The organism is Serratia sp. GW822-FHT06E05 (genome assembly GCF_058799445.1).
The window spans coordinates 691,146-714,791 of record NZ_JBXALM010000001.1; the positions used below are offsets into that span (position 1 = coordinate 691,146).

Here is a 23,646-nt window from a genome sequence, read left to right on the forward strand (position 1 = left end):
GCAAGAAAGCGGACTGCACACCGGCCTCACACTTCGAGGGGGCGGTATTTTAACGCTGTGGTTTACGTCCCAGCCCGCCCAGATGGGTATCTGCAAAGCCGCTAGCGTATTTCAGCCCATAACCCAAGGTTCGATCAAAACCGATATGCGCGCCCCAAATCAACGCCGCCATCAACCAGTGTGGCTGTTGGGTTCCCGCAAATACCAGGCCGCACAACGCGGGTCCAATATAAGAGTGGGCAAGGTTATAGCCGATGGCCCCCGCTTTTTTACCCAATACATAGGCCAGAAAAGAGATGTCGGGGATCAGGAAACAGGCGGCAAACAATCCCCAACTGTAGTGTTGTCCGTGGTATATCACCACGGACAGTATCAACACCAGCACGGCCTCAAAACGGAGTACAGCGCGCATTGGCGGGCTTAAGTCGCTCATCGTGACCTCACAAAACGTTTAATTTCGAGTCGGGGCCCTGACTGCGGCCATTAAAAAACGCACCCGAAGGTGCGTTTTTCTTTTTGGTGCTTGGCTGCGTTACTTCGCTGCCGCTGGCTGCGCCTGTTCAAGGTGCGCCAGATCCAGAGCGATATGCACGGTTTCATCCAGGTATGGGTCGGGCTCCTGGTAATCCTTCGGCAGATCCTCCAGCTTCTTCAACGGCTTTTTACCGGCGCGCTGCAGGCGGTCATTAATGCGCTGCAAACGGGTAGCGTCATCATCGTGGTTCTCTTTCTCACGCTGGGCAAGATTGAGTGAAACGATGTTGCGCTTGTCCTTCAGCGCCTTGTAATGGGCGATATCCTGCGCGATGTACTGGAACTCAGGATCCTTGGCGATACGCTGCTCGTGATCTTTCAGCAATTCAGGATCGAAAGGCTTCAGATCGCCGGTTTTGGTGTAGGTCGCCGCATTAATACTGTCCCACGGCATCGCATTGTCTTCAAAGGCTTCACCGGTTTCCGCCGGATCAATGCCGCTCGGCATCAGGATATCCGGGGTTACGCCTTTACGCTGGGTACTGCCGCCATTCACGCGGTAGAACTTCTGAATGGTGTATTGCACCGAGCCCAACGCAGGCCATTCCGGACGCAGCATCTGGTCGTAAATGCGGTTCAGCGAACGGTACTGCTGGACGGTGCCTTTACCGAAGGTCGGTTCACCGACGATCAGCGCGCGGCCGTAGTCCTGCATCGCCGCAGCAAAGATCTCGGAAGCAGAGGCACTGAAGCGGTCAACCAGTACCACCAGCGGCCCTTTGTAGTAGGTCACGCCGTCGGTGTCCGCGTCTTCACGCACCTTACCGTTGTTGTCACGCACCTGCACCACCGGACCGCTCGGAATGAACAGACCGGACAGTGATACCGCTTCGGTCAGCGCGCCGCCGCCGTTGGTGCGCAGATCGATGATCAGGCTCTTGACGTTCTGCTTGGCCATCTTCTGCAACTGAACTTTCACATCATCGGTCAGGCCAACGTAGAAGCCTGGGATGTCCATCACCGCGACTTTCTCTTTGCCGACGGTCTTGATGGTCATCTTCACCGCGCGATCTTCCAGACGAATACGCTCACGGGTCAGTGTGACCACACGGGTTTTGGTACCTTTGCCCGCAGGCAGGATATCCAGGCGCACTTTGCTGCCCTTCGGCCCTTTGATCAGCGAAACCACATCGTCCAGACGCCAGCCGATAACATCGACCATAGGTTTACCCGCCTGGCCAACGCCGACAATACGGTCACCCACGGTGATCGCCTTGCTCTTCGCCGCCGGGCCACCCGGTACCATGGAATTGATCAGGGTGTAGTCGTCATCCATCTGCAGCACTGCACCGATGCCTTCCAATGACAGGCTCATCTCAGTGTTGAACTGTTCGGTATTGCGCGGGGACAGATAATTGGTATGCGGGTCGATTTCATGCGCGAAGGCATTCATCGCCAGTTGGAATACGTCTTCGCTGTTGCTTTGCGTCAGGCGCTTGATGGCGAACTGATAGCGTTTGGTCAGCGTTTCGCGAATTTCCTTGTCGGTCTTGCCGGTCAGTTTGAGGTTCAGCTCGTCATATTTGACTTTGGCATCCCACAGGCTGTCCAGTTCGGCCTTGTCTTTCGGCCACGGCGCTTTGCTGCGGTCGAGATCGATAGTGTCGTTGCCGGTGAAGCTCATTGGCTTTTCCAGCAGCGACAAGGCATAGGTGTAACGCTCAAAACGGCGTTTTTGGGCCAGATTGTACAGCGCGTATGGCGTATCCAGCTTACCGCTTTTCAGCTCTTCGCCAAGCTGGTTGCGCTTGTCGGCGAATTGCGCCACGTCGGAGGCCAGCAACACGTTATGGTTGTAGTCCAGCATATTCAGGTAACGATCGAAGATCTTGCCTGAAAAGTCCGCATCGAGGGCAAACTGGCGGTAATGAGAGCGAGTGAAGCGCGAAGTTACGCGCTCACTCACCGTTGCATGTTGCGGTTCCTGCTTAAGCTGGGGCAGTTGATCGATGCGGATGTTGGCTGTGTCCGCTCCGTAACTGACGCCCGCCCACAACAGACCCGCGACTGCTGTTAATCTGACAAATTTGTTCATGCCTTGGTTGGCCTCCGTATCAGAACTGCAAGTGTTCTGCGCGCACAATCATCGCCAGACCGGAAGAGAGCTGCACACGTACGCCATCTTTAGCGATTTCGAGTACGGTAGCATCCATCGCGCTCTTGCCTGCTCTGACTTTGATTTCTTGGCCAATTTGCAGTTTAGAGATATCCGTGACTGGCACATGGCGCTGCTGGCTTTCCTCTTTGACTTCACGAGGTTGACGAGCGGGCTGTGGGCGAGTTTGTGGGCGTGGCTTGCGGTTCTCCGGTGCGGCTCCGCCTTCGCGACGTGCAGCAGGTTTTTTACCGGCTGGACGTGGACGACGCGGTTGCGCATCGGCTGATTCGCCGGCAGCTTCACGTTTTTTGGCGTTTTGTTCGGCACGCTGTGCCTGAACGCGCGCTTTCGCTTCTTCAAGCTGTTGGCGGGCATGATCGACATGCTGCTGTTCGAGTTCACCGCACGGGTTGCCGTCTAAATCGACGCGCTGCGCGCCAACTTTGACGCCGTACAGGTAACGCCAGCTAGAGGTGTACAGGCGCAGGGCAGAACGCAATTGCGTTTTGCTGAGGTTCTCTTCCCCTTGAACACGCTCGACCAGATCCTGAAAAATACCGATTTTCAACGGGCGAGCTTCGCCCTCGGCGCTAAAGCAGAGCGGAAAACGCTCGGCAAGAAAAGCAATGACTTCTTTACTAGAGTTCAACTTAGGTTGATTTTCCATGAAATTTCCTGATTACAACGGGTTTGCCAACCAGCGCAGGCATGAACAGGCGTCATTATAATGACGCCATCGGTAAATGCCACGTTAACCGTAGATCAACTTGCTGTCACAGTGACATATTTCGCACTATCACACTGTTCCAGCTGCGCACAAAGCCCCGCCACCACTGCTTCCAGGCCCCTTTCGTCCTGTTCGTCGAAACGTTGATAAACTGTGCTGTCGATATCAAGAACGCCGATAATCTGACCGCTAACATTCAGCGGCAGCACAATTTCTGCATTACTGGCTGCGTCACAGGCGATATGGCCTGGGAAAGCATGGACATCACCAACACGTTGCACGCGGTTTTCCGCCACGGCAGTCCCGCACACGCCCTTACCTACCGGAATACGTACGCAGGCGATTTTCCCCTGGAACGGACCGAGCACCAATTGCGCACCGTCCATCAGATAAAAACCGGCCCAATTGACGTCATCAAGGCGCTCGTTGATCAACGCACTGGCGTTGGACAACGCGGCGATAAAGTTGGTTTCCCCGTCAAGCAGCGCGCACAAATCACGTTTTAATTCCGCGTAGAATTGTTCTTTTGTCATGTGTTAACCATTAATACCGTGAAGATGGCCAGAAGCCCAAATCTTAAGCCCTATAAAATAAGCATTAAATGCCTATAGCCACAAGGTTAATCATCTGTTGCTTCACAAAACCCTACCGGGCAAGGTATGTTTGCCGGTCTGAAACCCTGTTTTGCCGCCCGGCGCTTGAACCGATGAGCACGGACAGATTTATTTTTCAGCTACGCTAACTGTTGCGGCGAGCTATAGGGCAGCTTTTCTCATGATGAAAATACACGCTATCACCGGCCCACTTTCCAAAGCACGCCACCAGCGCTGTTGCGAATGCGACCTGCTGTTTGTGTTGCCGCCGCTCAGCGGTAAACAGGCAGCCTACTGCCCGCGTTGTGATGCGAAGGTGGTCAGCGGACGCGACTGGTCGATGACTCGACTGACCGCCATGGCGGTCACCATGTTGCTGCTGATGCCCTTCGCCTTCAGCGAACCGCTGATCAGCATCCGCTTGCTGGGCGTACGTATCGACGCCAGCCTGCTGGAAGGCATCTGGCAGATGAGCCGCCAGGGTGATCCTATCACCGCCAGCATGGTGGCGTTCTGCACCATAGGTGCTCCACTGACGTTGGCGCTGTCACTTCTGTACCTGCGTTTCGGCCATGCGCTGGGCATGAACCTGCGCCCGGTACTGCTGATGCTGGAACGGTTAAAAGAGTGGGTGATGCTCGATATTTATTTGATTGGCATGGCCGTGGCAACCATCAAGGTCAAAGAGTATGCCGATATCCAGGCCGGCAGCGCCCTGATCGCCTACCTGTCACTCACCCTGCTCAGTATTCTGACGCTGATCCACGTCAATCTGGAACAGCTGTGGGAACGCTACTACCCGCAAGAGCAACCAGAGGGCCCGCCGACGGCACTGCATATTTGTCTGTCGTGCCATTTCACCGGTTATCCCGATGAGCGCGGACGCTGCCCGCGCTGCCATGTGCCCATGTGTCACCGTCAGCCCTACAGCCTGCAAAAAACCTGGGCGGCGCTGATTGCGGCAATGATTTTACTGATCCCGGCCAACCTGTTGCCGATATCGATCATTTACGCCAATGGCGCCCGGATGGAAGACACTATATTCTCTGGGGTGGTGTCACTGGCAAGCTCCGGCAATGTGCCGATCGCCGCCATCGTCTTTATCGCCAGCGTGCTGGTGCCCTTTACCAAGGTCCTTGTGCTGATCACGATATTGTTCAGTATCCATTTCAAAACCTCGCACAGCCTGAAAACGCGCATTCGCTTGCTGCGGCTGGTGACCTGGATCGGCCGCTGGTCAATGCTCGATTTGTTCGTTATTGCACTGATGATGTCGCTGGTGAACCGCGACCAGTTGTTATCTTTTACTATGGGACCGGCAGCCTTTTACTTTGGGTCTGCGGTTATTTTAACTATTCTTGCCGTAGAGTGGCTGGATAGCCGATTGATTTGGGATGCACATGCAACAGGAAACGCCGAATACACCGACTGAAGCGCGGGTCAAAAACAAGCGCCGCATTTCGCCATTCTGGTTACTGCCGTTTATTGCCCTGCTGATTGCGGGGTGGCTGGTCTATAGCAATTTCCAGGAACGCGGCACCACGGTGACCATTGATTTTCAGTCTGCGGCAGGCATCGTCGCTGGCCGTACCCCGGTGCGCTATCAAGGGGTAGAAGTCGGCACCGTACAGAGCATCAGCCTAAGCAAGGATCTGCGCAGCATCGTGGTCGAAGCCAGCATCAAGAGCGATCTGGAAGACTCGTTGCGCGACGGCACCCAATTTTGGCTGGTTACGCCAAAAGCCTCATTGGCGGGCGTGTCAGGCCTGGATGCGCTGGTCGGCGGCAACTACATTGGCATGATGCCGGGCAGCGGGCAGCCGCAAACCCACTTCACCGCCCTCGATACTCAGCCCAAATACCGGCTGAACACCGGCGAGCTGATGATTCACCTGCATGCCGACGATCTGGGGTCGCTCAATACCGGCTCGCTGGTCTATTACCGCAAAATTCCGGTCGGCAAGGTGTATGACTACACCATCTCCGAAGGGAATAAAGGCGTCACTATCGATGTGCTGATCGATCGCCGCTTTGCCAATCTGGTGAAGGGCAACAGCCGTTTTTGGAACGTTTCCGGCTTTAAGGGCGATTTCAGCCTGTCGGGCGCCTCGGTGCAGATGGAAAGCCTGGCCGCGCTGGTTAACGGCGCCATCGCTTTTGATTCACCGCTCGACGGTCAACAGGCCAAGGCCGATCAAAGTTATACCCTCTACCCGGATCTGGCGCACAGCCAGCGTGGCGTTAACATTACGCTTGATTTGCCCAGCGGTAACAGCCTGAGTGAAAATCACACGCCGCTGATTTATCAGGGGCTGCAGGTAGGTACTTTGACCAAACTGACGCTGGAACAAGACAGTAAGGTCACCGGCGAACTGACCATCGATCCGTCGGTGGTGGATTTAATGCGCAGCGGTACGCGGATCGTCATGCGCAGCCCGCGCTTGAGCCTTAACGACGCTAAACTCAGCCAGCTGCTGACCGGCAATACGCTGGAGCTGGTGCCGGGCGAAGGCGAGCCGCAGCAGCACTTCAACGTGCTGGACAGCAGCGAAACCCTACTGCAACAGCCGGGCGTGCTGACCGTAACGCTCAACGCGCCGCAAAGCTATGGCATCGACGTTGGCCAGCCGCTAGTGGTTCATGGCGTCAAGGTCGGCCAAATAATGAGCCGCGCATTGACCGACAGCGGCGTGGTATTCACCGCCGCCGTGGAAGCCCAATATCGCCGCCTGCTGCATAAAGACAGCAAGTTCGTGGTCAACAGCCGCGTCGACGTCAAGCTGGGGCTCGATGGCATGGAAGTGCTGGGTGCCAGCGCGCAGGAATGGCTGGACGGCGGCGTGCGCATCATCCCCGGCAGCAAAGGCGATCCAGTAGGCCAGTATCCTCTGTACGGCAATACCGAAAAGGCCGAAGCCGGCATCGTCGGTAACAGCCCAACGCCGACCCTGACGCTGAACGCCGTCAGCCTGCCTGACGTGCAGGCCGGTTCGGTGGTGCTGTACCGCAAATTCCAGGTGGGCGAAATTGTTAACGTGCGCCCCAAGGCCAACGAGTTTGAAGTCGATGTTTATATCAGCCCGGAATACCGCAAGCTGCTGACCAGTGAAAGCATCTTCTGGGCCGAGGGCGGTGCCAAGGTGCAGTTGAACGGCAACGGTCTGACGGTACAGGCATCCCCGCTTAACCGCGCGTTGAAAGGCGCCATAAGTTTCGACAACCTGCAGGGCGTGACGCTGGACAAAGGCGCCAAACGCGTACTGTACGCCACGGAAACCGCCGCCCGCGCGGTGGGTAGCCAGATCATCCTGAAAACCTACGACGCCAGCAAACTGTCGCCGGGTATGCCGCTGCGCTATCTCGGCATCGATATCGGCCAGGTAGATTCGTTGAAGCTGGCGCCAGAGCGAAATGAAGTGTTGGCCAAGGCGGTGCTGTATCCGGAATACGTCCAGACCTTCGCACGCCTGGGCAGTCGATTCTCGATTGTCTCGCCGGAGATTTCCGCCGCCGGAGTCAGCAACCTCGATACCCTGCTGCAACCTTATATCAACGTGGAACCGGGTCGCGGGCGCGAGCTGCGCAGCTTTGAGCTACAGGAAGCCAGCATCACCGACTCGCGCTATCTGGACGGTCTAAGCGTGATCCTTGACGCGGCCGAAACCGGCTCGCTGCAGATTGGGACCCCGGTGCTGTTCCGCGGCGTGGAAGTGGGCACCGTCACCGGTTTCTATCTGGGGGCCATGTCCGATCGCATCCACGTGGCGCTGCGCATCAGCAAGAAATACCAATATCTGGTTCGCAACAACAGCGTGTTCTGGCAAGCCTCCGGCTATAACCTGCAGTTTGGCCTGACCGGCGGCGTGATCAAGAGCGGCACCTTCCAGCAGTTCATTCGCGGCGGCATTGCTTTCGCCACCCCGCCAAGCATTCCGCTGGCGCCTAAGGCCACGCCGCACAAGCACTTTATGCTGAATGCGGAGGAACCTAAGGACTGGAGAGACTGGGGCACCGCCATCCCTAAAGAGTAAAAAATAAGTCACCTTCTCAGGGGCTCAGCAATGCTGGGCCCCTACTGTTTCCAGCTTTGTGGTAAACTTCCGCCCTTATTTTGACAGCTGCCAGAGAGCTCACCCCGTGGCCAAACCTGCCTCCGTTTATTTGCCGCCCGCCTTTCTCGACGCGACGCGTGCCATCATGCCCGCCGACCTGTCGATGGACGATTTTATTGCCGCCTGCCAACGCCCGCTGCGCCGCAGCCTGCGAGTGAATACGCTGAAGATCAGCGTTGCCGACTTTTTGACGCTGGTGCAGGATTACGACTGGCAGTTGGAGCCGATCCCCTGGTGTGCGGAAGGCTTTTGGATCGAACGCAAAGACGAGGAACTGCGGCTGGGTAGCGCGGCGGAACACTTGAGCGGCCTGTTTTACATTCAGGAAGCCAGCTCGATGCTGCCGGTCAGCGCACTGTTCGCCGCAGGGGAAACGCCACGTCGGGTGCTGGACGTCGCCGCCGCGCCGGGTTCCAAAACCACTCAGATTGCGGCCTTGATGAACAACCAGGGTGGCATTGTGGCGAACGAATATTCCGCCAGCCGGGTCAAGGTGCTGCATGCCAACATCAGCCGCTGCGGGGTTAAAAACACGGCGCTCACCCACTTTGACGGGCGGGTATTCGGCGCCGCACTACCGGAAAGCTTCGACGCCATTCTGCTGGATGCACCCTGCTCCGGTGAAGGCGTAGTACGCAAAGATCCGGACGCCATGAGCAACTGGTCGCCGGAGAGCGTTGCCTCCATCGCCGAGACGCAACGCGAATTGATCGACAGCGCCTTCCATGCCCTGGCACCGGGTGGCGTCATGGTCTACTCCACCTGCACGCTCAACGCGCAGGAAAACCAGCAGATCGTCAACGGGTTGCTGGCGACCTATGGCGACGCGGTCAGCGTCGAGCCATTGGGCGAACTGTTCCCAGGCGCCAAACAGGCCCTGACCGCCGAAGGCTTCCTGCACGTGTTCCCACAGATCTACGACAGCGAAGGCTTTTTCGTGGCCCGCCTGCGCAAACATCACTCCGTGCCCGCGTTGGCGAAACCAAGCTATAAGCTGGGCAAATTCCCGTTCGCGCCGCTTTCCGCCAAGGACTCTGCTGAAATCGCCCAGGCCGCCGCTGCTTCCGGGTTGGTCTGGGATGAAACCAGCCGCCTGTGGGCGCGCGATAAAGAGATTTGGCTGTTCCCCGCCGAGCTGGAAACGTTCGTCAACAAAGTACGTTTTTCCCGCATTGGGCTGAAACTGGCCGAACGCTTCACCAAGGGCTATCGCTGGCAGCACGAAGCGGTGATCGCGCTGGCGGCGGCTGACGGTAAGCAGCGCTTTGAGCTGGATGCCACACTGGCGCAGGAGTGGTATCACGGCCGCGACCTATACCCGGACTCACCGCCGCTGACCGATGAATGTATTGTGACCTATCAGCAACAGCCACTGGGGATCGCTAAACGCATCGGCAGCCGGATAAAAAATAATCTGCCCCGCGAACTGGTTCGCGACGGCGCGTTGGATTTTCATCAGTAGATGCGCTGAAACTGGCCGGGAAATGCCGGCCAGTTAATGGCGCTAATAATATTCCGATAGGGGAATATTATTATTCTAATCATTTACCCTTTTCGGCATTATCCTCCCGACTTGCCAAATATACCGACACCTTTCAAAAATAAAGATAATTTTTGGCTCCTGACCAAGACAATTCAGCATTCTTATTCTATTAATTAAACTGTAAATAAATTAATGCGTTTAACCCGGTTCCGGGCGGCGCTTTTGTGGGGTTCTCCCTTACACAGCAAGGAAACTAATATGAAAAAAACTCTGATGGCATTGACCTCGGTAGCCACCCTGCTGTGCGCAAACGGCGCAGCTAACGCAGCAGGCACTATTCAGGGCAACCTGGGCGTAACCTTAACCATCGGCGCGGGTTGCGTAGTCGGCGGTGGAAACAGCGCGGGTAGCGCCAACGACTTTGGCGCCATTAGCTTCGGGACTTACTCTTCCCTGTCCAACATTATTGACGCCAGCGCAACCGGTTCCGGCGGTGCAGGTACCCTGTCGCTGACCTGTACTACAGGCACCGCCTATACCGTGGCGTTGAACAACGGTCTGCACGTAGGTGCCGGTAACCAACGCCAAATGGCCAGTACGGCCGGCGCATTGATCAAGTACAACCTCTATCAGGATTCGGCCCGCGCTACCGCCTGGTCTAGCGGCGCCAATGCCCTGACCGGCACCGGTACCGGCGCAGCGGTTCCATTAATTGTCTATGGTCGTGTCCCGGCGGCGGCCACTACGCCAGATCCTGACACCTACAACGATACCGTGACGATGACGGTAACCTGGTAACAGTGCGGCAAGCCCTTTTTGTTTTTGGGTTGCTGACGCTGAGCCTGGCGGTGAACGCGGATAGCAAAACCGCCACCATCGGCGTCAGTGCCACCTTGTTGAAGGCCTGTGAAGCAGGCAGCAACTCGGGCGGCAATGTCAGCTTTGGTTCGCTGGACTTTGGTACGGTCTATTTCCTCACTACCAACGTCAGTATTGCCGGGCAACAAAACGCGGGCGCCATTCGTGTCAAATGCAACAACGGCACCAGTTACAACGTCCTGCTGGGCGGCGGGCAAAGCGGTAACACCGCGGCCCGTTACCTGAAAAGTGCCGCTGGCCAACAGGTGAACTACAACCTGTATACCACCAGCGCCCACAGCACCATTTGGGATAATTTGACCGGAGTATCGCAAACCGCCAACGGTCAGGATAACTGGTTACCGGTGTATGGCATGATCCCGGTGCAATCCACTCCTCCGATCGGCAGCTACACCGACACCGTGCAGGTCACCATCAATTGGTAAGGGTAATGCGTATTTTAAGCGGTGGTTTACTGCTCTGGATGATAACGCCGCCGGTACTGGGCGACACGGGTGTCAACGATCAGCAAAAAACCCAGGCGCTTACCGTCAACGCGACGGTAGTGAAAGGCTGTATTTTGGGCAGCGGCAGCAGCGATGTCACCACCTTCGGCAACCTCAACTTTGGACAGATCTCCTCGTTAGCCAGCAATATCAGCATAGTTTCCAGTTCGGGGGCCGGTTCCGTGCTGTTTCGCTGCAACCCAGGTCTGAGCGTCACGTTGGCGCTTGGCATCGGCAACAATGTCACCGGTTCTATCTCCGCCGGGCGCAAATTGAAAAATACCCTGACCCCCGAGACCCTGATTTATCAGCTTTACCAGGACAGTAATTATTCCACCATTTGGGGCGATGGCAGTAACGGCGGCACCACAGAGGTCGTCGCCGCGACCGGTAGCACCCAGGAAATAAAAGTTTATGCCCGTTTGTTCTCGACCAGTACCCTGCCCACCAGTGGCACATACAGCGATACGGTCTTACTGACGGTCACTTATTAGTATTTTGAATAAGGATTTAGCCATGCGCATACCCTTCCGACTGCCACTGACGGCAGCGCTGCTGATTGTCGGCCAACAACAGGCTCTGGCCGCCGCGTCGATCCTGATTTGGCCCATCGATCCAGTGATTGAAGATCAACAACCCGCGACGGCGCTATGGTTGGAAAATCGGGACAGCAAGCCGGTCTATATGCAAGTGCGGGTGCTCGGCTGGAAACAGACCGCCGGTAAAGACGACTACAGCAACCAAAGCGAAGTCATCGCCAGCCCGCCGGTTGCCTCAATTGCACCAGGAAAACGCCAACTGATCCGGCTGGTTAAACAAACCCCGCCGCCCGCCGGGCAGGAGCGTGCCTACCGTATTCTGATTGATGAAGTCCCGGTAAAAGATTCAGGCAGTCAATCCGCGCCAGAAGGGGCGCAGATGGGGCTGAAATTCCAGATGCGCTATTCAGTCCCGTTGTTTGTCAGCGGTAAAGGGGTCTGGACCAAGCAAGACTCAGAAAAACCGCGCGATTACGCCACCGCCAACCAGCCGCAGCTCAGCTACCGTCTGTTGCAACAGAGTAGCCAACGTTGGCTGGAGGTGCGCAACCAGGGCATCGTACATGCGCGTATCTCCAAAGTGACGATGCAGGGAAAAACGCTTAATGCCGGTCTGATGGGGTATGTGTTGCCCGGTTCGCAGATGCGCTTTGCCCTGCCGGCATCGGGCAGTTTCAGCAGCGGTCAGTTGCAAGCCACGGTCAACGATAACAAACAGCCGATAACCTTAACCGCTTATTGAGCTTGATGTGCCGTTAACCAGGATACCGTCCCCCAGGCGTAACGGGTTCGGGCTGAAGCCGTTAGCATTCGCCGTACTGTGCGCAGTGGCCACGCCGTGGCTACCGTACGCTTGCGCCGACGATCTGCCGCCGCCGCCCAGCGCCATCAGCATGCCGGATACCACCCTGTATCTGGAGCCGGTGGTCAATGGTCGTCAGACCGGGAAAGTGGTGCCAGTGACCTATCGCGGCGGCCACTATTACCTCACACCACAGCAGTTGCTCGACGCCGGCCTGCCGGTAGCGGATAAACAGGCGAAAGAAATTGCCGTCGACCAATTAGAGAAAGTGGACGTCACCTACAGCGGTGAAACCCAACAGTTGATGATCAACGTCCCCAACGACTGGCTACCCAATCAAAAATTCAACGCTCAGAACCCACTGGATCGCCTGCCGGCGCAGAGCAGTCTCGGCCTGCTGTTCAATTACGATTTGTACGCCAGCCAAAGCAGCGCCAACGGCCAGCCGGGCTCTCTTTCTGCCTGGACAGAACAACGGCTGTTCGATGGCTTTGGCGTGGTGTCGAACACCGGTATTTTCCGCGGCAGCTTTAACACCTCCGCCAACAGTGAGCAGGACAACCGTTATATCCGCTACGACAGTCAGTGGCGCTACAATGATGATGACCGCCTGCTTAGCTATACCGCCGGCGATCTCACCACCGGCGCCCTGACCTGGAGCAGTTCGGTGCGTATCGGCGGCGTCCAGCTGGCGCGTAATTTTGCTTCCCGGCCAGACCTGATCACCTATCCGCTACCGCAGTTCTCGGGCCAGGCGGCACTGCCCAGCAGCGTCGATCTGTATATCAACAGCTATAAAAACAGCAGCACCAGCGTTAACCCCGGTCCTTTCACCCTGGATACCGTGCCCTACATTAACGGCGCGGGCCAAGCCACCGTGGTCACCACCGATGCACTGGGCCGACAAGTCAGTACCGTGGTGCCGTTTTATGTCGCCAGTAACCTGTTGCAGACCGGCATGAGCGATTTCAGCCTGTCCGCCGGTGCCCTGCGACGCAATTATGGCATGAGCTCTGCAGATTATGGCCAGTGGGTGACCAGCGGCAGCGGACGTTACGGTGTCACTGACTGGTTGACTCTGGAAGGCCGCGCCGAAGGCGCAGCGGAATTGGCGGTGGGTGGCGCAGGTGCGAATATTCGCCTTGGTCAATGGGGCGTTTTCAATGCCTCGTACAGCTACAGCCAGGCCAGCGATAATGCCTTTAACGATTATCAACCTTCGCAACAACCCAACTACTACGATCCCCTGACCGGTCAACCTATCCCGCAGCCCGATCCGCAGCCGGTCTATAAATACAGCTCCAATCATGGCGATCAAAGCAGCATCGGCTACACCTACAGCAACCGCTATTACAGTCTGAATGCTCAGCGCATCCTGCGCAGTGCCGGCTTCGGTGATATTTCGGTGTATAAAAGTGACTATCGTCTGAGCCGCCGTACCGATCAACTGACCGGCAGTATCGGTCTGAACCGATTCGGTAGCATTGGCGCCGGCTATTTCGATGTCCGTGACGCCATTGGCCAACGCACTCGTCTGGTCAACTTCTCCTACAGCATCTCGCTGTGGCGCAATACCAGTCTGTATGCATCAGTGAACCGTGAAATCGGCAGCAGCGGCTACAGCGCCCAACTGCAACTGTCCATTCCCTTCGACAGTTGGGGTACCGCCAGCGTCAGCGCCTCTCGTGACAACAACAATCGCTGGAACCAACGCGTCAGCTACAGCCGTGCCGCGCCGACCGACGGTGGTTTGGGCTGGAACCTGGCCTATGCGGACGGACAGAGCAGCGACAGCTATAGCCAGGCCGATATCACCTGGCGTACCCGCCTGCTCGAAGCCCGCGGCGGGATGTACGGCAACAGCAATGATTATACCCGCTGGGGCGAAGTGAGCGGCTCGCTGGTGGCGATGAAAGGCGACCTGTATGCCACTAACACCATCAATGACGCCTTCGCCCTGATCTCTACCGAGGGCTACCCGGACATCCCGGTCCGCTATGAAAATCAGTTAATCGGGGTGACCAACGCCAAGGGCTATTTGCTGGTGCCAACCGTCACTTCCTACTACCACGCCAAATTCCAAATCGATCCGCTCAACCTGCCTGCAGACGTGGCGGTTCCCACGGTAGAGAAGACCGTGGCAATCCGCGATCACAGCGGTTTTCTGGTCGATTTTCCCATCCAGCACATTTCCGCCGCCGACGTCAAGCTGGTCGACGCCCAGGGCAAACCACTGGCTAATGGCAGTGAAGTGGCCGTTATCGGCAGCAAACAGCAAAGCTACGTCGGTTGGGATGGCATGGTGTATGTGGATCCGGTGCAATTGCAAAACCGGCTGAGCGTTATCCCGGCAGACGGCAGTGCCCCTTGCCAGGCGCAATTCAACCTGACCAAAACCCAGGGTATCCAAAGCATCGGTCCGATCGTTTGCCAGTAACTCATTATGGAGACAAATATGATCCGTGGAACCAAGGCGTTATTGCTGGCGCTGCTCTTGCTCACAGCCCGCCAGGCGCTCGCCGACTGTACCACCACCAACGGTGCCGTGACGCTGCCCGGCAGCAGCTCTTTTGCCGTCTACAACGGTTCGCTCAGCGCTCAAGGTACCGCCGGGCTCAACTGCAGCGGCCTTGGCCTGTCGCTGCTGACGCAAAACACCGTGACGGTTAAAATCAACTCGACCACCCACAATATGGCGCTGGCTAATACCGACGGTTCCGGCGATCAGATTCCTTATTTGATTTACCCCGATGCGAATTACCAATATCCCTACAGCGTCGGACAAACCATTGATTACAGTTCATTGAACCTGTTAACGCTGATCCTGATCTCGCCCAACGTCAATTTCCCGCTGTATATCAAAACTACCGCCGGGGCTAACGTGCGCGCAGGTACCTATACCGATACCGTCAACCTGGTATGGAATTACCATATCTGCGGCCTGGGTCTGATTGGGCTTTGCATCTGGTGGGACGGCACCAATAAGCCCAGCACCGTGAACATCAGCCTGACGATCACCAAAGATTGTTTGCTGGGTACCGCGCAAAACGTCAATTTCGGCAGCATGGCATTGGTCGGTCAGTTTAATCCGGTGAACCAAAGCATCACCCTCACCTGCACTAAAACCGAGGGGTACAATACCTACTTTACCGATGGTAATAACCCCGTCACCGGATGGCGGCGAATGAAAAGTGGCACCAGCAACTATCTGCAGTATCAAATTTACCTGCCCAACACCACCACGGTGTGGAACAGCGCTAACAAGCAAGCAGGCTCTGGCACAGGGCTGGCGCAAAGCATTCCCTACCTGGCGCAAATCAACCAGGCGCAAACCGAAGTGCCGGTGGGCACCTACCAGGACAACCTGAGTTTTGTCGTGGAGTATTAAGCCCCTGCGCTAGCCGCTGAATGCTCATGTTGCCAGTTTGTATTTTTTATGTGGCATTTTTTGCTCATTTAGCTATGCTGATTAAGATGACCCAACTGGTCACACCTCATACCAGCACAGCAAGCAAGGAGTTCCAATGGGCAAAACCGTGGTGAAAATAGGCAGTTTCGAGGTTGATGACGCACATTTGTCCTCCTCGCCCGAGCAGGTCAGTACACTGGCGATACCTTGCAAGTCGGATCCCGATTTGTGCATGCAGTTAGACGGTTGGGATGAGCACACCAGCATCCCGGCAATACTCGATGGCAAGCAATCGCTGCTGTATAAGCAGCATTACGATCGCCAGACCGATGCCTGGGTAATGCGGTTGGATTGAATGATGGAATATCTGAGAACGCGCGCTGTTTCGCTGGGAACAACGCGCGTTTTTTTATGCTATTGCGATACCGCGCCCGGCGAAAAAGCGGGCAAAGCTGCCCAACGGTAAAGTGACCTGTTGGCGCGATTGCGGCCGATCGCCAGACGGATTGTGAAAAGTCACGCTCTGCGCCTCAGCGGCGGTAATCAACACCAGATGGCCGCCCCGCTGTGGCGGTGTCTGTTCGGGCCAGCGGATGCCAGGGTGCACCGAGGCCATAAAATAGCGTCGCTGCGCCAACAGCTGTGGCAGCGCTTGCGCCTCAATACCCACCTGAACCTCCGCCTCCAGGGCGAACTGCTCACGCACAAAGTCGACAAAGGGCGCATAAATCAGCCCCTTGATGCGATCCCCCTCACGCACGTAAGCCCCATAAGGCAAACTGCGGCGCGCCAGCTCCAACAGCGGCGGCGCATCGCCGTCGCGGTGGCTCAACACCATTCTCAGGCAGGCCATACCGCAAACGTGATTCGCCCATTCGATATATTCAGCCCGGTCGTGCGCGCCGCTGAGCGCCCAGTTAGCGTCATCCGCCAGCGTCACGCGCCCGGCAATCAGGTCGGCCGCCAGCTCAGGCGTCGCCCATTGGCAGACGTAAGGAACGGGGGACGTCAAATCAGAAAGTCTCTGTGACTTTGAAATTCATCAGCACCAGCGTCATGTCCGGTGAGAACAGCTCATATTCTTCAAAGAAGCTCTGCAGCTCTTTACGCCAATAGGCCAGCGAACGGTCACCTTCCCCTTCGGCAAAAGCATGGGCCTCATCAACCTGATCGTAGGTTTTCATCTCTACCGACGTCAGTTCCACCGCGCAAACCGGCTGACCTTTACCATCCACCACCACAAATACATCACCAGCCAGCGGGATGCCTTCGCCGTCCAGATTGGAGCAGGTTGCCGTCTTGGTGCCGTCCAGGATCAGCTTGGCCACGTCGTCGGCCTGCTGCTCGGTCTTGCCGAACGCCCAACGCTCGGTGTTTTCATATTTCTTCGGAATTTCGCTCGCCATTGCCATACCTTTTTAAATAAATCATTGTGCAGACAGAATAGTACAACGTATCCGGCGCTGCCTGCACTGCCGAATTCAGCCCGCAGCCGCCTTATTGGGCTCTTTTAACGGCTGTTTGGGGTAAACCCCTGTGCCTATGCCGGGACAACAGGCATACTGTGAACGCAATTCACTCAATGGCTAACGGCCAGGCGGTAAAATGAAGAATGACGACAAAGACCCCGATGACACCTTCAGCGACCTGTTAAAAGTTCTGGCGGTGGTGATGATTGTAATCTTTGCTATCGGCGGCTGGTATTTCAGCTGATCACTAAACAGGAGGTCACATTGACCACCAAACGCATGCGCAGCAAGCACTGGAAGATGTTTTTAATATTATTGCTGATCTGTCTCGCCCTACTGTTATTGCGCTGGGCGGCAATAGTTTTCGGCTAACGGCAAGGAGCAGGCCCCATGGCAAAACGAAATGGCAACGGCGTACAAATCGCCTTACTGCTGCTGGCGCTGGTTATTTTGGTCTGCGGTATTTTGATGATCACCACCGACCTGGGTCACCAGGTGCTTGAAGAGATCGAAGATATTCTCGAGTAACGCCAGTCCGGCCGGATACTGACACGCCTTCTTTCAGTGTTCCCGCTTCGCGGGTTGCTTAGCCTCAGGCTCCAACAACTCGCGTAAATAGGTGATTCTCGCCTCCCCTTGCGGCAGCCATAAACGGTACAGCCAATGTTGCGCTTCAGCCCGCCGGCTCCGGCGATGGTACTCAGCCAGTTTATCGACCAGTCTCATCATTCATCCTCCAGATATTCGACACTGTTAGTATTGGACGAAAAAACCAGAAGAAATACTGATGGCTTGTTTTTTATGCATCCGGTTTTGGCATTGTGCGATCGGTACGGTGGCGCCCCCTGACCTCAACTGCTACATTGACCAAAAATCACCCAGCCGAGGTAACCCATGATGTTCTCGGAGCAGGAGATAAAAACCGTGTGGGATGAAGTGGCGCGTTTGATCGGCGACAGCGTGATGCAGTTGCGTCATCGCGGCGAGGTTTTATCGGTCGAAACGCTGGCAAAACACCTGGCGCAGCAACTGGCCGAAAGCAACGACATTGAACGCCGGATCCTGATAAGCGCGGCGATCAACATGCTGAAAGATGGAAAATGAATCGCCAACCGGATTGGTTGGCGATTCGGCAGAAGCCCGAGGTATGCAAGCCCGGCCTTCTGTGCGCTACTATGTCAGGCTAACGTGACGAAATTAATAGGAATTGTCGTGTTTTTCCCAATAAAGCACTATTTTTGTTGCCTGCAACCGTCAAACCAGCACGAAATCGCTCTCCACCAGCGGCTGGCCAATCACTTTCACCAGGAAGTCACTGCTGTCGAACCCACCTCCCAGATTGATTGCCACATCGTTGACGTGATTGAGCTCATCGTAAGTTAACAAGGCTTCACCGGCCTTACCGCTGAACTGACTAACGAACTCGATGCCATTGCTGCTGCCGGTGTTGAACAGCGTCAGATCGATTTTGTCTTCACCGCTGACAAAATCCACGATCCAATCCGGCGCATCAGCACGTGATTCGTTGGCGGCGAAATAAACGAAGGTGTCCTTACCCTCATTACCAAACAGATGATCCGATTCACCGCCGCCGTACAGAATGTCGTCCCCCGCGCCGCCGATTAAAATGTTATTGGTGGCGTTGCCGATGATCACATCGTTGCCGGATCCCCCAAACGCATTTTCGATGGTCACGCCGGCGGCAATAGACACGTTCCCTTCCAGGCCGCCCACGTCGGAGAAGGACTTCTCGTTGAGGTTAATACGTTGATTCTGGCTAAAACCTGAGAAATCAAAGGTGTCCGTACCGCCTGCATCCCAGGCGCTGAACACGATTTTATCCTGCGCGTGGGTGGCGGTGAGAAAATCACGATCGGTATTGGAATTAAAGCCGTAAACCGTGTCGCCGCTGCGGGTAGACATATTGGCGCCATAGAACTGCTGGATCGCCGTAATGTCATTTAACAGCGGAGCCGAAGAGTAAGCGCCTTTGAAATCTTGGCCGGTGCTGCTTTCACCAAAGTAGCTCATCACGCTGTGGGCGCGGCTGTCTTCAAAATAGGTCGCGTCATTGTTGTAAGTGATGCTCACACCCGGGGCAGCGTTGTAATCCCCAGGGTGCTGGAGCCCCAGCGCATGGCCAATTTCATGCGTCAACGTCTGACGGCCATATTCGTTTTCATGGATCAGGTTATTGGCGAACACATTGCTTGTGGCGTTGTACCAGGTTTGCCCAGCCACCGATGGGGAGGTATCGGGGTTATAGGCGAAGGCATAGGAGCCGCGTGAACTGACATCGAACAGGCCAAATTTGATATTGGCACTTTGGGTATCGCTGGTTTCGGTAAACGTGATATTGGCCACATCCGACCAGGATTGCAGCGAAAGTTTCGCCTGTTCGCGCTGCTGTTCATTGAAACTGCTGAAGCCGCCGATCCCCATGCTAGACATGTTGCCTGGCGCCTGTTCCCAGAAGCTGTAACTCAGGTTAACCGCGGTATCGGTCACACCTTTGTCGTGCCAACTGCGGTCGCCGCGGATCAATGCCAACCCGGCATCTTCAAAACTTTTCGAAGGGTGAATGACGTTCAATTCATGATCGCTATCAGCCTTATAGGCTCCTTGAAGGGCCAATACGCTTGTAGCTTCTGCCGATGGGTTAACGCGTTGATTGCTTGATGACATTAGAGTATCTCCATATTCGTCATTTCAGTGAGTCGCTACGATCACTGTCGGATGGCCTTAATGGCCGTGTTCCGGTGCTGAATAAATACGGGGATCTCGCTAATGCGGTTGGCACCCTCCATGAGCACTCTTAATGAGAACGATAATCCCTTAAATAACAGGATAGACACTTTTCATTAAAATACAGAACTATCTGATTAAAATATTACCTTCAATTCCGACTCCGTTTGAGTGCTTATTATTAGCGGCAGGCGAAAATAAAAAAACCGGGGCAATCCACCCCGGCAATCCTTAATTTGGCCCGGATTCAAATTAACCAACCCAATAACAGCGTGGCGCCGATAACGGTGGAAGCACCGCCGATGCGCGTGGCGATTTGTGCAAATGGCATCAGGCCCATCCGGTTGGATGCGGAGAGAATGGCGACATCGCCGGTACCGCCTAAGCCACTGTGGCAGCAGGTAACAATCGCCGCTTCAACCGGGAACATTTTCAGGTAAGGCGCAATCAGGAAACTCACCAGCCCCATCGACAACACCACCGAACCGCATACCACCACATAACCGACCGAGAACACCGCCACGACGCTTTCCAGCGGAACATACAGCATACCGAGGCCAATCATCAGCGGCCACACCAACGCGGTGGAGACGAACTTATAAAAACTGTGCGCACCGGTTTCCATTGAGGTTGGGATCACCCGGCAATATTTGCACAGCACCGCAAACAGAATCATCAGTACCGGACCGGGAATATGCACGATATGTTCGAACAGGCCACCGACGATAAAGAAGGCACAAATCACCAGCAGTCCACCGCCCATCAGCTGGAAATCGACGTTGCCACTGGTTTCCTTGATATCGAATACCGCGTTTTCCTCCGCCGAACGGATCAGCATGCCGTCACCGCTCAACGCCTTGCGTTTCATGCCCAGTCGCGCCAGCACTCCGGCCGCGACAATGGCAAAGATATTGCCCAGCACCGCCGCCGGCGCCAGTTGTGCAACGTACACGTCGGGTGTCGAACCCAGAATGGCGGAATACGCCAGCGACAGCGGCAAAATGCCCTCGCCGATACCGCCACCGATGATCGGTACGATGATAAAGAAAAAGGTGTGATAGAAGGTAAAACCAAACAGCTTGCCCACCAACAATCCGGTTGCCACCGCGGTCACCGTGCCCACCACCAGCGGGACGAACATACGGATCATGCCCTGGATCAGAATCACCCGGTTCATGCCAAGAATACTGCCGACCACCAGGCTGGCGATCACAAAGTACAGCAGATTGGCGTCTTTCATCAGCAGATGGACGGTGCCCATCACGTTCGGCTGGAAAAAATTAAAGTACACCAGCACCGAAGGTACCATCAGGCACAGAATGGCCGGGCCGCCAATATCACGCAGTACCGGAATGCTTTTACCTAAATGCGCCAGCGCAAAGCCCAGCGTCATGATCACCGCCAGGCCGCCGATCATATTCTTTGGCAGGAAGTTGGCGTAGGCCGATACGGCGACAATCGCGCAAATAGTGATAAACAGCGCAACCGGCACGGCACCGATATCCATTTTCCGCAGGTGGTTAATCAATCCTGATGAATCAGGTTGCGGTATCTCTTTCTCACAGGTCATTTCTGCATTTATCTGTTTCATTATTCACCCTGCTGACAAGCGTTCAGTGTGGAGCGGATCGACTAATGGCATATAAAATAATTTATAAACTTTAAAAGGTACGTTTCGGAATGGGCGTATTTATAATAAATAAAATAGTGGACAGCACTGACAATATGATAAAAAATAAAAATACAAAACCAAATTACATCTTATTAACTCAATATTGTGAGCCCCCGCCAATGTTGGTTTTAATTAATTATCGTCAGCGTTTTGTAATTAAATTAATCAGGCGCTAATTCACTGCTATGCTATAGATGGAAGTAAAAATCCGTGCGTTTATTAATGAGAACCGGAGCGGTAAATAGCTGAATCCGGTCAGCTTGTACCCGAGCCTTGCTCTGCACGCGGCACCGTGCGGAAAGCAGGCACATAATATATGCCCTATCGCTTTCAAAGGCCGAGGTCAGAAAGGCGAAGGGCATAGAACTAATAAGGAAGTAGGATATGTCTTCAATCGCGATTACCCCACAAACGCTGGCCCGCTACGGTATCCATCAGGCTACCGAGATCGTCCATAATCCCAGCTATGAACAACTGTTTATCGAAGAAACCCGCGCCGACCTGCCGGCGCTGGAGCGCGGTACGTTAACGACGTTGGGCGCGGTCAACGTCGATACCGGCGAATTCACTGGCCGTTCTCCGAAAGACAAATACATCGTGCGTGACGACACCACGCGCGATACCGTTTGGTGGTCTGATAGCGGCACAGGCAAAAACGACAACCAGCCGCTGTCCGCGGAAGTGTGGCAACATCTGAAAACGCTGGTGGGTAACCAACTTTCCGGCAAGCGTCTGTTTGTGGTGGATGCCTTCTGTGGCGCTAACGCAGACACCCGCCTGAAAGTGCGTTTCATCACCGAGGTGGCCTGGCAGGCGCACTTTGTCAAAAACATGTTTATCCGCCCGTCGGATGAAGAGCTGCAGAATTTCGAGCCGGACTTTGTGGTGATGAACGGAGCCAAATGCACCAATCCTGACTGGAAACAGCAGGGGCTGCATTCGGAAAACTTCGTCGCCTTTAACCTGACCGAACGCATACAGTTGATCGGCGGGACCTGGTACGGCGGCGAAATGAAAAAGGGCCTGTTCTCGATCATGAACTACCTGCTGCCGCTGCAGGGTATTGCCTCGATGCACTGCTCAGCCAACGTGGGCGAACAGGGTGACGTGGCGGTCTTCTTCGGCCTGTCCGGCACCGGCAAAACTACCCTCTCCACCGATCCTAAACGCCAGCTGATCGGCGATGACGAGCACGGCTGGGACGACGACGGCGTATTCAACTTCGAAGGTGGCTGTTACGCCAAGACCATCAAGTTGTCTCCTCAGGCTGAGCCAGAGATTTATCAGGCTATCCGCCGGGACGCGCTGTTGGAAAACGTGCAGGTGCTGGCCGATGGCAGCATCGATTTCGATGACGCAGGCAAGACCGAAAATACCCGAGTCTCTTACCCGATCAACCACATCGAAAACATCGTCAAACCCGTATCCAAGGCGGGACATGCCAAGAAAATAATCTTCCTGACGGCGGATGCCTTCGGCGTATTGCCGCCGGTATCACGCCTGACACCGGAACAAACCCAATATCACTTCCTGTCCGGCTTCACTGCCAAGCTGGCCGGCACCGAGCGCGGCATTACCACCCCAACCCCGACCTTCTCCGCTTGTTTCGGCGCGGCGTTCCTGACGCTGCACCCGACGCAGTACGCAGAAGTGCTGGTCAAACGCATGGAAGCGGCCGGTGCACAGGCCTATCTGGTGAATACCGGCTGGAACGGCAGCGGCAAGCGTATTTCCATTAAGGACACCCGCGGCATCATCGACGCCATTTTAAACGGGGAGATCGAGCACGCCGACACCTTCACCCTGCCAATCTTTGGCTTGGCGGTACCGAAGGCATTGCCGGGGGTAGATCCTTCGATCCTCGATCCGCGTAAAACCTACGCCGACGAATCGCTGTGGCAGGAAAAGGCCCAGGATCTGGCCCAGCGCTTTATCGATAACTTTGCCAAATACACCGTCACCCCCGCAGGGGAAAAACTGGTGAGCGCCGGGCCTAAACTTTAAGCCACAGCGCGCTTTATCATCCTTACAGGGGCCTGCTGGCCCCTTTTTACATCAGCGGCTTGGCCCCGATGCTAACCCCCGGGCAAATTCTGCCA

The 23,646-nt window shown here is 55.5% G+C and carries 22 protein-coding genes; 14 read left to right on the forward strand and 8 right to left on the reverse strand.

All coding sequences use genetic code 11. The annotated features are described in order from the left end of the window. Positions 1 to 49: 49 nt before the first annotated feature. The 4 genes from AC1RKC_RS03155 to AC1RKC_RS03170 all read right to left on the reverse strand — a co-directional run bounded on the left by AC1RKC_RS03155 (position 50) and on the right by AC1RKC_RS03170 (position 3,892). On the reverse strand, positions 50 to 433 hold the full coding sequence (locus tag AC1RKC_RS03155) for a DUF4260 domain-containing protein (RefSeq protein WP_493092135.1): 384 nt from the start codon (positions 431 to 433) through the stop codon (positions 50 to 52). A 99-nt stretch (positions 434 to 532) separates the two neighbouring features. Continuing rightward, positions 533 to 2,569 (reverse strand): carboxy terminal-processing peptidase, encoded by a 2,037-nt coding sequence (gene prc / locus AC1RKC_RS03160; protein WP_020826551.1) that lies wholly within the window; start codon positions 2,567 to 2,569, stop codon positions 533 to 535. Between the two features lie 19 nt (positions 2,570 to 2,588). After that, positions 2,589 to 3,299 carry an RNA chaperone ProQ gene (gene proQ, locus AC1RKC_RS03165; protein ID WP_020826550.1) on the reverse strand — a complete coding sequence of 237 codons (711 nt, stop codon included), beginning with the start codon at positions 3,297 to 3,299 and terminating at the stop codon, positions 2,589 to 2,591. Between the two features lie 95 nt (positions 3,300 to 3,394). Beyond that, complete coding sequence (locus AC1RKC_RS03170) at positions 3,395 to 3,892, reverse strand: GAF domain-containing protein (RefSeq protein WP_046373769.1); 498 nt, start codon at positions 3,890 to 3,892, stop codon at positions 3,395 to 3,397. A gap of 244 nt (positions 3,893 to 4,136) precedes the next feature. Here AC1RKC_RS03170 and yebS point away from each other — a divergent pair, with 244 nt between their 5' ends. From yebS to AC1RKC_RS03220, 10 genes are all read left to right on the forward strand, one after another. Further along, positions 4,137 to 5,384 (forward strand): membrane integrity lipid transport subunit YebS, encoded by a 1,248-nt coding sequence (gene yebS / locus AC1RKC_RS03175; RefSeq protein WP_261448489.1) that lies wholly within the window; start codon positions 4,137 to 4,139, stop codon positions 5,382 to 5,384. Further along, positions 5,353 to 7,983, forward strand: a complete 2,631-nt coding sequence (locus AC1RKC_RS03180; RefSeq protein ID WP_046373770.1) for a PqiB family protein — start codon at positions 5,353 to 5,355, stop codon at positions 7,981 to 7,983. Before yebS ends, AC1RKC_RS03180 begins: the two co-directional genes overlap by 32 nt. Positions 7,984 to 8,089: 106 nt before the next feature. Next, positions 8,090 to 9,526: a 16S rRNA (cytosine(1407)-C(5))-methyltransferase RsmF gene (gene rsmF, locus AC1RKC_RS03185; RefSeq protein WP_046373771.1), complete on the forward strand. Its 1,437-nt coding sequence runs from the start codon at positions 8,090 to 8,092 to the stop codon at positions 9,524 to 9,526. A 279-nt stretch (positions 9,527 to 9,805) separates the two neighbouring features. Then, a complete protein-coding gene (locus AC1RKC_RS03190; protein ID WP_020826545.1) occupies positions 9,806 to 10,345 on the forward strand; it encodes a Csu type fimbrial protein in 540 nt (179 codons plus the stop codon). A gap of 2 nt (positions 10,346 to 10,347) precedes the next feature. Continuing rightward, a complete protein-coding gene (locus AC1RKC_RS03195) occupies positions 10,348 to 10,851 on the forward strand; it encodes a Csu type fimbrial protein (RefSeq protein ID WP_020826544.1) in 504 nt (167 codons plus the stop codon). 5 nt (positions 10,852 to 10,856) lie between these two features. Next, complete coding sequence (locus AC1RKC_RS03200; RefSeq protein WP_020826543.1) at positions 10,857 to 11,405, forward strand: Csu type fimbrial protein; 549 nt, start codon at positions 10,857 to 10,859, stop codon at positions 11,403 to 11,405. A 22-nt stretch (positions 11,406 to 11,427) separates the two neighbouring features. Beyond that, the gene (locus AC1RKC_RS03205; protein WP_020826542.1) at positions 11,428 to 12,192 is read left to right on the forward strand and encodes a fimbrial biogenesis chaperone; all 765 of its coding nucleotides are present in this window, start codon (positions 11,428 to 11,430) and stop codon (positions 12,190 to 12,192) included. A gap of 151 nt (positions 12,193 to 12,343) precedes the next feature. After that, positions 12,344 to 14,689, forward strand: a complete 2,346-nt coding sequence (locus AC1RKC_RS03210; RefSeq protein WP_493092260.1) for a fimbria/pilus outer membrane usher protein — start codon at positions 12,344 to 12,346, stop codon at positions 14,687 to 14,689. Between the two features lie 18 nt (positions 14,690 to 14,707). Next, positions 14,708 to 15,640, forward strand: a complete 933-nt coding sequence (locus tag AC1RKC_RS03215; protein ID WP_020826539.1) for a Csu type fimbrial protein — start codon at positions 14,708 to 14,710, stop codon at positions 15,638 to 15,640. 136 nt (positions 15,641 to 15,776) lie between these two features. Then, positions 15,777 to 16,016, forward strand: a complete 240-nt coding sequence (locus tag AC1RKC_RS03220; protein ID WP_044550237.1) for a DUF1480 family protein — start codon at positions 15,777 to 15,779, stop codon at positions 16,014 to 16,016. A 54-nt stretch (positions 16,017 to 16,070) separates the two neighbouring features. Here the strand turns inward: AC1RKC_RS03220 and AC1RKC_RS03225 are convergent, their stop codons facing one another. Together AC1RKC_RS03225 and AC1RKC_RS03230 are read right to left on the reverse strand one after the other, a co-directional pair. Further along, positions 16,071 to 16,673 carry a C39 family peptidase gene (locus AC1RKC_RS03225; RefSeq protein WP_262016614.1) on the reverse strand — a complete coding sequence of 201 codons (603 nt, stop codon included), beginning with the start codon at positions 16,671 to 16,673 and terminating at the stop codon, positions 16,071 to 16,073. A 1-nt stretch (position 16,674) separates the two neighbouring features. After that, positions 16,675 to 17,067: an ASCH domain-containing protein gene (locus AC1RKC_RS03230; protein ID WP_020826536.1), complete on the reverse strand. Its 393-nt coding sequence runs from the start codon at positions 17,065 to 17,067 to the stop codon at positions 16,675 to 16,677. A gap of 342 nt (positions 17,068 to 17,409) precedes the next feature. On the opposite strand from AC1RKC_RS03230, the gene yniD reads away from it, so the two are divergent. From yniD to AC1RKC_RS03245, 3 genes are all read left to right on the forward strand, one after another. Further along, positions 17,410 to 17,502 carry a small membrane protein YniD gene (gene yniD, locus AC1RKC_RS03235; protein WP_369982358.1) on the forward strand — a complete coding sequence of 31 codons (93 nt, stop codon included), beginning with the start codon at positions 17,410 to 17,412 and terminating at the stop codon, positions 17,500 to 17,502. Between the two features lie 18 nt (positions 17,503 to 17,520). Continuing rightward, on the forward strand, positions 17,521 to 17,658 hold the full coding sequence (locus AC1RKC_RS03240) for a hypothetical protein (RefSeq protein ID WP_153263172.1): 138 nt from the start codon (positions 17,521 to 17,523) through the stop codon (positions 17,656 to 17,658). 366 nt (positions 17,659 to 18,024) lie between these two features. After that, positions 18,025 to 18,234, forward strand: a complete 210-nt coding sequence (locus tag AC1RKC_RS03245; RefSeq protein ID WP_041414492.1) for a hypothetical protein — start codon at positions 18,025 to 18,027, stop codon at positions 18,232 to 18,234. Between the two features lie 150 nt (positions 18,235 to 18,384). On the opposite strand, the gene AC1RKC_RS03250 is transcribed toward AC1RKC_RS03245, so the two are convergent. Both AC1RKC_RS03250 and AC1RKC_RS03255 read right to left on the reverse strand, forming a co-directional pair. After that, a complete protein-coding gene (locus tag AC1RKC_RS03250) occupies positions 18,385 to 19,815 on the reverse strand; it encodes a serralysin family metalloprotease (protein WP_129982972.1) in 1,431 nt (476 codons plus the stop codon). Between the two features lie 307 nt (positions 19,816 to 20,122). Continuing rightward, on the reverse strand, positions 20,123 to 21,466 hold the full coding sequence (locus AC1RKC_RS03255; RefSeq protein WP_020826531.1) for a 2-hydroxycarboxylate transporter family protein: 1,344 nt from the start codon (positions 21,464 to 21,466) through the stop codon (positions 20,123 to 20,125). A gap of 465 nt (positions 21,467 to 21,931) precedes the next feature. Here AC1RKC_RS03255 and pckA point away from each other — a divergent pair, with 465 nt between their 5' ends. After that, a complete protein-coding gene (gene pckA, locus AC1RKC_RS03260; protein WP_493092134.1) occupies positions 21,932 to 23,551 on the forward strand; it encodes a phosphoenolpyruvate carboxykinase (ATP) in 1,620 nt (539 codons plus the stop codon). The last annotated feature ends 95 nt before the right edge of the window (positions 23,552 to 23,646 follow it).